Genomic DNA, 5228 nt, shown 5'->3' on the forward strand with positions numbered 1-5228 from the left:
TGCGGGAGCTGCTCGCGCGCACGGCGGAGCGGGCGCCGCGCCTGGGCTGCTTCGGGCTGCACGAGTGGGCGATGGCGTACCGCTCGGACGTGCACGGGGTGCGGCACTCCCAGCTGCCGCTGCGGCTCGGGGCCGAGGGGACGGACGCGGTGGTGGAGGGCTCGCGGATCCGGTGCACGCACTTCGACGCGTTCCGGTTCTTCGCGCCCGAGGCCCGCGACCGCAACGAGGGCGACGACGGCGTCCTGCCCACGCGCGCCGGGATGCGGGAGATGGAGCAGCCCGGCTGCCTGCACGCGGGGATGGACCTGTACAAGTGGGCGTACAAGCTGGTGCCGGTGGTCGACTCGGACCTGCTCGCGGACTGCTTCGACCTCGCGTGGGACATCCGCCGGCTGGACATGGAGGCCTCGCCGTACGACCTGACCAGGGTGGACGACCTCTCCGACGGGCGCGGCGGCTACGCGGCCGTGCGGATCGAGGAGCCGGCCGGGCGTGCCGAGTACGCGCGGCGACAGCGCGAGTTCGCCGAGCGGGGGCAGGCGCTGCGGGCGCGGCTGTTGGCAATGTTGGACGCGGCCGTGGGGGCGGCCCCCGGGACCCGGCCGGACACCGAGTGGACTTCCAGCGCGCGTCCATGATTACGATGGCTTCCACACAGGCTGTGAGGCGCATCACTCGCGTCATCCGGTGACCGCCCCGGCCCTCTCCGCACCGAACGACTCGAGGACCTGACGTGACCAGAACCGTTCCAGCTCGCCGCCGCACCACGCTCGCCGCCGCCGTCGCGGCCGTCTCACTCGCCATCACGGCCGCCGCCCCCGCGCTCTCCGCACCCGGCAACGGCAACGGCAACGGCAAGGGGTCCGTATCGCAGGGCCAGGCCCGCTCCAACGACCTCTCCGCCACGCGCGGCAACAAGGTCAACGACGCCGCCGCGCTTGCGCCGCACCTCGTGGGCCAGACGCTGGACTGGGAGGCCTGCGACTTCGGCAGCGAGAGCCTCAACGCCCGGTTCAACGCGATCCCCGGCACCGCGTGCGCCGACGTCACGGTGCCCCGCGACTGGAAGAACCCCGAGGACGGCCACACCATCACCCTGCGCGCGGCCAAGACCGAGACCTCGAAGGGCAACCCGGAGCGCCAGGGCATCGCGCTGGTCAACCCCGGCGGCCCGGGCGGCTCGGGCCTGCCCTGGGGTCCCGCCATGGCCGAGCGCGCCCCGGAGCTCGCCGAGCAGTACGACTTCATCGGCTTCGACCCCCGCGGCGTGGGCCAGTCCACCGCCCTGGAGTGCACCTACACGCCAAACCCCGAGCACGACGTGTGGCAGGACACGAAGGCCCAGGTCGACGCGTGCCTCGAGAACGAGCTCACCCCGTACATCACCACCGAGCAGACCGTGTACGACATGGACTTCATCCGCGCCGTCCTGGGCGAGGAGAAGACCTCCTACATCGGCTACTCGTACGGCACCTGGCTGGGCAGCTGGTACCAGCGCGTCTTCCCCCAGCACACGCACCGGTTCCTGCTGGACTCCGCCGTGGACATCTCCCGCGACGGCCTCCAGACCACCTGGGACCTGCAGCCGCGCTCCCGCGACCGCCAGTTCCAGGACGCGATGCTCCCCTACGTGGCCCGGCACGATGAGCTCTACTTCCTGGGCGACGACCCGATGCAGATCCGGGAGCGCTGGGAGGACGGCGGCGGCACCCGCACGCAGCTCGGCATGATCGTCGCCGGCTCGTTCCTGCTGCCGGCCATGTACGACACCTCCCAGTACATGAGCGCCGGGGCGGTCATCGCCGCCTACATCCGCATCATGGAGTCCGAGGCCGCGGCCACGGACCCCGCGGGGCAGCGCACCCAGATCGAGCGCATCCTGGCCGAGGCCCGTGCGTCGCTGCCGACCGAGGAGCGCGACTCCTTCGACCGCTTCGCCGACCGCGGCCTGGAGACCGTGGGCGAGCGCGAGCAGCTCGTCGCCGCCACCCAGGCCGGAGACGCCGTCACCTTCGAGGGCGCGTTCTCGGCGATCCGGTGCCAGGACGGCCAGTGGAACACCTCGCAGGGCTACTGGACCTCGTGGGTGGACGACCTCGGCCGCAAGGCCCCGTGGATCGGTGTGCTGATGGGCCCGTCGGAGTGCATGTACTGGCCCGCCCAGACCTCCATGCCCTCCCAGCCCGGCGGCAAGGGCGCCCCGAGCACCGTGATCGTGCAGTCCGAGCTGGACGCGGCGACCCCGTACGAAGGCGGCCACCGCGCCGCCGGCGTGCTGCGCAACACGTCCCTCATCTCCGTGGACAACGAGGGCACTCACGGCCTGTTCCCGTACGGCACCGAGTGCGTGGACGCGCCCATCCGTGACTACTTCCTGACCGGCGCCCAGCCGGCCGAGAAGTCACTGTGCGACGCCGTCCCGCTGCCGCTCGAGACCCAGCCGGTCCAGGTGGCTGGGACCCCGACCCACAAGGGCGACATCAAGATCTCGATGCGCACCGACGCCGTGCGCGAGGCCAACCGCATCACCCACGACGCGATCGAGCGTCAGCTGATCGACTCCCGCGCGGTGACCCCGGACGTCGAGGCCTTCCTGGAGGACTGACGGCCCGGGCACCCGGAACCCGGTCCGCCCCCGACGGCCCGGCGGCTCCCCCGCGGAGACGCCGGGCCGTCGTCGCGCCCGGGGCGGCCCTACAACGCTGGTTGAGTTGTCGCGGGTGCTCCCGCCCCACACCCCCGACAACTCAACCCGCGATGGGCATCCGGAGGGGTGGCGTCGACGCCGAGGCCGATAGCCTCGCGCCATGATCCTGCACATCACCCTCCCGGAGGACTGGGCCGCCGCGCGTCGCACCGGCCGCTACACGGCGTCGACGCGCGGCGCCTCGATCGACGACGTCGGCTTCCTCCACGCCTCCGACGACGCCGCCCAGGTGGGAGTGGTCGGCGCGGCGATCTACCCGGACCGGCCGGACGCGTTCGTCTGCAGCCTGGACGAGGACGAACTGGCGGGGGCCGGCCTGTGGGTGCGGCGCGAGCCGGGAGACCCCTCCGATCCCCACTCGGCCGAGTTCCCGCACGTCTATCCGGGCGAGGCCGTCTCCGGGCACATCCCGTGGTCGATGCTCGCCCCCGTGACCGACCCACGGGCGGAAGCCCGCGTGCACCGCGAAGACTCGGCCGAGGCCGCTGCGCTGCTCGACGCCGGGTGGAGCGTGCGCTCCCGCTCCTGGGGCGCGCGCCTCCACCTCGACGACGACGCCGACCTGGCGCCCTACCGTGGCCACGTCGCGGCGGCCGAAGCGCGGGGAATCGAGGTCCGGAGACTGACCGCCGTCGACCTGCCTGCCCTGCGCGCCCTCGACGAGGAAGCGGCTCCCCGATTCCCGCACACCGACGGCTCCCGTCACGAGCCGCTGCCGGACGACCTCGAGGCCCGACTGTCCACCCCAGAGGGGCTCACCGTGGGGGCCTTCGAGGGAGGCGTGCTCATCGGATTCACCCTGACGTTCCGCTCCCCTGACCGGTGGGAAGTCGACCGCACCGCGGTCGCGGCCGAGCACGAGAACCGCGGCGTGGCGAAGGCCGTCAAGGCGGCGACCGTCCTGGCGACCCATGCCCGCGGTGGGCGCGAGTGGGGCACCGGCGGCGCCGAGGCCAACGCGGCGTCCCTGCGGACGAACACGGCCCTCGGGTTCCGTCTCGAACCTGCCTGGCTCGGGCTGACCCCGCCCATGACGTGGGAGGAGTTTGTGCGGGCCCCGGCGTCAAGTTCCCTTGACGACAAGGTCACTTGACTGTCAAGCTTGCTTCACAACGTCCGGTCGGACGCCCCCCAGGGCCTCCGAGGCGGGCCGGGCCACCGGCCCAGGGCATCGACCACAGGAGGGCCCCATGACCGCGAACCACTCCCGCCATACCGCCGCCGCAGCGGACGGGCAGGGCGCCGCGGCGGAGCACGCCGGCACCGCCACCACCGATCCGCGCCGGGACACCCGCCCCCGCTGGGGCCGCTCCTCCCGTCTGGGCGGCGGATCCGGGCGACTGATCCTCGTCAGCCTCGTGGCCGGCGTCGTCATCGCCCTGCTGATCGGGGCCGCGGCCTACGGTCTGGCCTCGAGCCAGGGCGACGCCGATCCCCGCTTCCCGGCGGTCATGGGCGCGGTCATGGCGGCGTCGGCGCTCCCGGCCGGCGCAGCCCTTGCCTGGCTGTTCCTCGTGGACCGCACCACCCTGCGCGGCGCCGTCCGGGACACCGAGGAGACCATCGAGGGCCGGTGGCTCGAGAGGGCGCAGTCCGGCGCGTTCGGCGACCTGCTCGTGGTGCTGGGGCTGGGCACGTTCGTCGTCGCCCTGGCGGGGTGGCAGCTCAGCCTCCCCCTCGTGGGCGCCGGGCTGCTCCTCTTCGCGGGCGCCTCGGTGGCCGTCCGCTACGCGCTCCAGAAGCGCCGGGGCTGAGCCGTGGAGAACACCATCCCCGACGAGCGTGCCCGCCTCGGCTGGTCGCAGCAGCGGCTCGCCGACGAGCTCGGCGTCTCCCGGCAGACCGTCATCTCTCTCGAGAAGGGCCGCTACGACCCCTCGCTCCCCCTCGCCTTCCGCCTCGCGGCCGTGTTCGGGCGGCGGATCGAGGACCTGTTCACCCCAGACGGCAACGCGGGTTGAGCTGTCGCGGGTCCGGGCGCCCAGCACCCGTGACAAGTCAACCCGCGTTGAGCCCGGGTCGGCGCGGGGCATGAGAGGCTGGGGCCATGGATCGAGAGCTGCGCACCCCTCCGGAGCTGGAGGGCGTGGACTGGCACGACGACGCCCCGCGTCGCCCCCGTCCGATCGTCACCCTGGTGGCGTGGATCGCCATCCTGGGCCTGGTCCTCAGCGTGGGCGCCGGGATCTTCTCGGCCTTCTGACGCGTCACCGCCGGCCGCCGCCCGACCCGCCCCGGCCTCAGCGCACGTCGCCGTCCACGTAGCGCCAGATCCCGTCCTCACGGCGGAACCGGCTGACCTCATGGAGTCGGAACCGCCCCTCGGCCCCCGCGCCGACGGCCACGAACTCCACGGTCCCGGCGTCCTGGAACGGCCCGCCGTCCCGCACCTCCAGCACCGCCAGGCGGGTGAACCGCGGCGCCTGTTCCCCCGCGGCCGGCAGCAGCTCGGCCGCGGTGGGCCGATGCTCGGGAGCCCAGGTCGCGGCGAGGTAGTCGGCCATCGCCCGGGCCTCTG

Annotated in this window: 6 protein-coding genes and 1 pseudogene; 6 read left to right on the forward strand and 1 reads right to left on the reverse strand. The window is 73.4% G+C overall.

What is annotated here, in order from left to right; genetic code table 11:
• The 6 genes and pseudogenes from D8M29_RS08220 to D8M29_RS13810 form a co-directional block, all read left to right on the forward strand.
• Positions 1 to 641 (forward strand): annotated as a pseudogene (locus D8M29_RS08220) (3-methyladenine DNA glycosylase); the annotation flags it as partial.
• A gap of 95 nt (positions 642 to 736) precedes the next feature.
• The gene (locus D8M29_RS08225; RefSeq protein ID WP_010079548.1) at positions 737 to 2608 is read left to right on the forward strand and encodes an alpha/beta hydrolase; all 1872 of its coding nucleotides are present in this window, start codon (positions 737 to 739) and stop codon (positions 2606 to 2608) included.
• Between the two features lie 202 nt (positions 2609 to 2810).
• On the forward strand, positions 2811 to 3803 hold the full coding sequence (locus D8M29_RS08230) for a GNAT family N-acetyltransferase (protein ID WP_101963305.1): 993 nt from the start codon (positions 2811 to 2813) through the stop codon (positions 3801 to 3803).
• A gap of 97 nt (positions 3804 to 3900) precedes the next feature.
• Positions 3901 to 4464, forward strand: a complete 564-nt coding sequence (locus D8M29_RS08235; protein ID WP_101963304.1) for a hypothetical protein — start codon at positions 3901 to 3903, stop codon at positions 4462 to 4464.
• A gap of 3 nt (positions 4465 to 4467) precedes the next feature.
• The gene (locus D8M29_RS08240; protein WP_002856639.1) at positions 4468 to 4671 is read left to right on the forward strand and encodes a helix-turn-helix transcriptional regulator; all 204 of its coding nucleotides are present in this window, start codon (positions 4468 to 4470) and stop codon (positions 4669 to 4671) included.
• Positions 4672 to 4757: 86 nt separating this feature from the next.
• Positions 4758 to 4913 carry a hypothetical protein gene (locus tag D8M29_RS13810; RefSeq protein ID WP_010079551.1) on the forward strand — a complete coding sequence of 52 codons (156 nt, stop codon included), beginning with the start codon at positions 4758 to 4760 and terminating at the stop codon, positions 4911 to 4913.
• A gap of 37 nt (positions 4914 to 4950) precedes the next feature.
• Here the strand turns inward: D8M29_RS13810 and D8M29_RS08245 are convergent.
• Positions 4951 to 5228, reverse strand: a 278-nt coding sequence (locus tag D8M29_RS08245; RefSeq protein ID WP_255420499.1) for a YchJ family protein, incomplete at its 5' end; no start/stop codon positions are given.

This window comes from Micrococcus sp. HSID17227, from assembly GCF_003989405.1.
GTDB classification, from domain to species: domain Bacteria; phylum Actinomycetota; class Actinomycetes; order Actinomycetales; family Micrococcaceae; genus Micrococcus; species Micrococcus luteus.

Coding starts and splice junctions, on each gene's coding strand:
- D8M29_RS08230 (WP_101963305.1), top strand. CDS start 2,811: ATGATCCTGCACATCACCCTCCCGGAGGACTGGGCCGCCGCGCGTCGC.
- D8M29_RS08235 (WP_101963304.1), top strand. CDS start 3,901: ATGACCGCGAACCACTCCCGCCATACCGCCGCCGCAGCGGACGGGCAG.
- D8M29_RS13810 (WP_010079551.1), top strand. CDS start 4,758: ATGGATCGAGAGCTGCGCACCCCTCCGGAGCTGGAGGGCGTGGACTGG.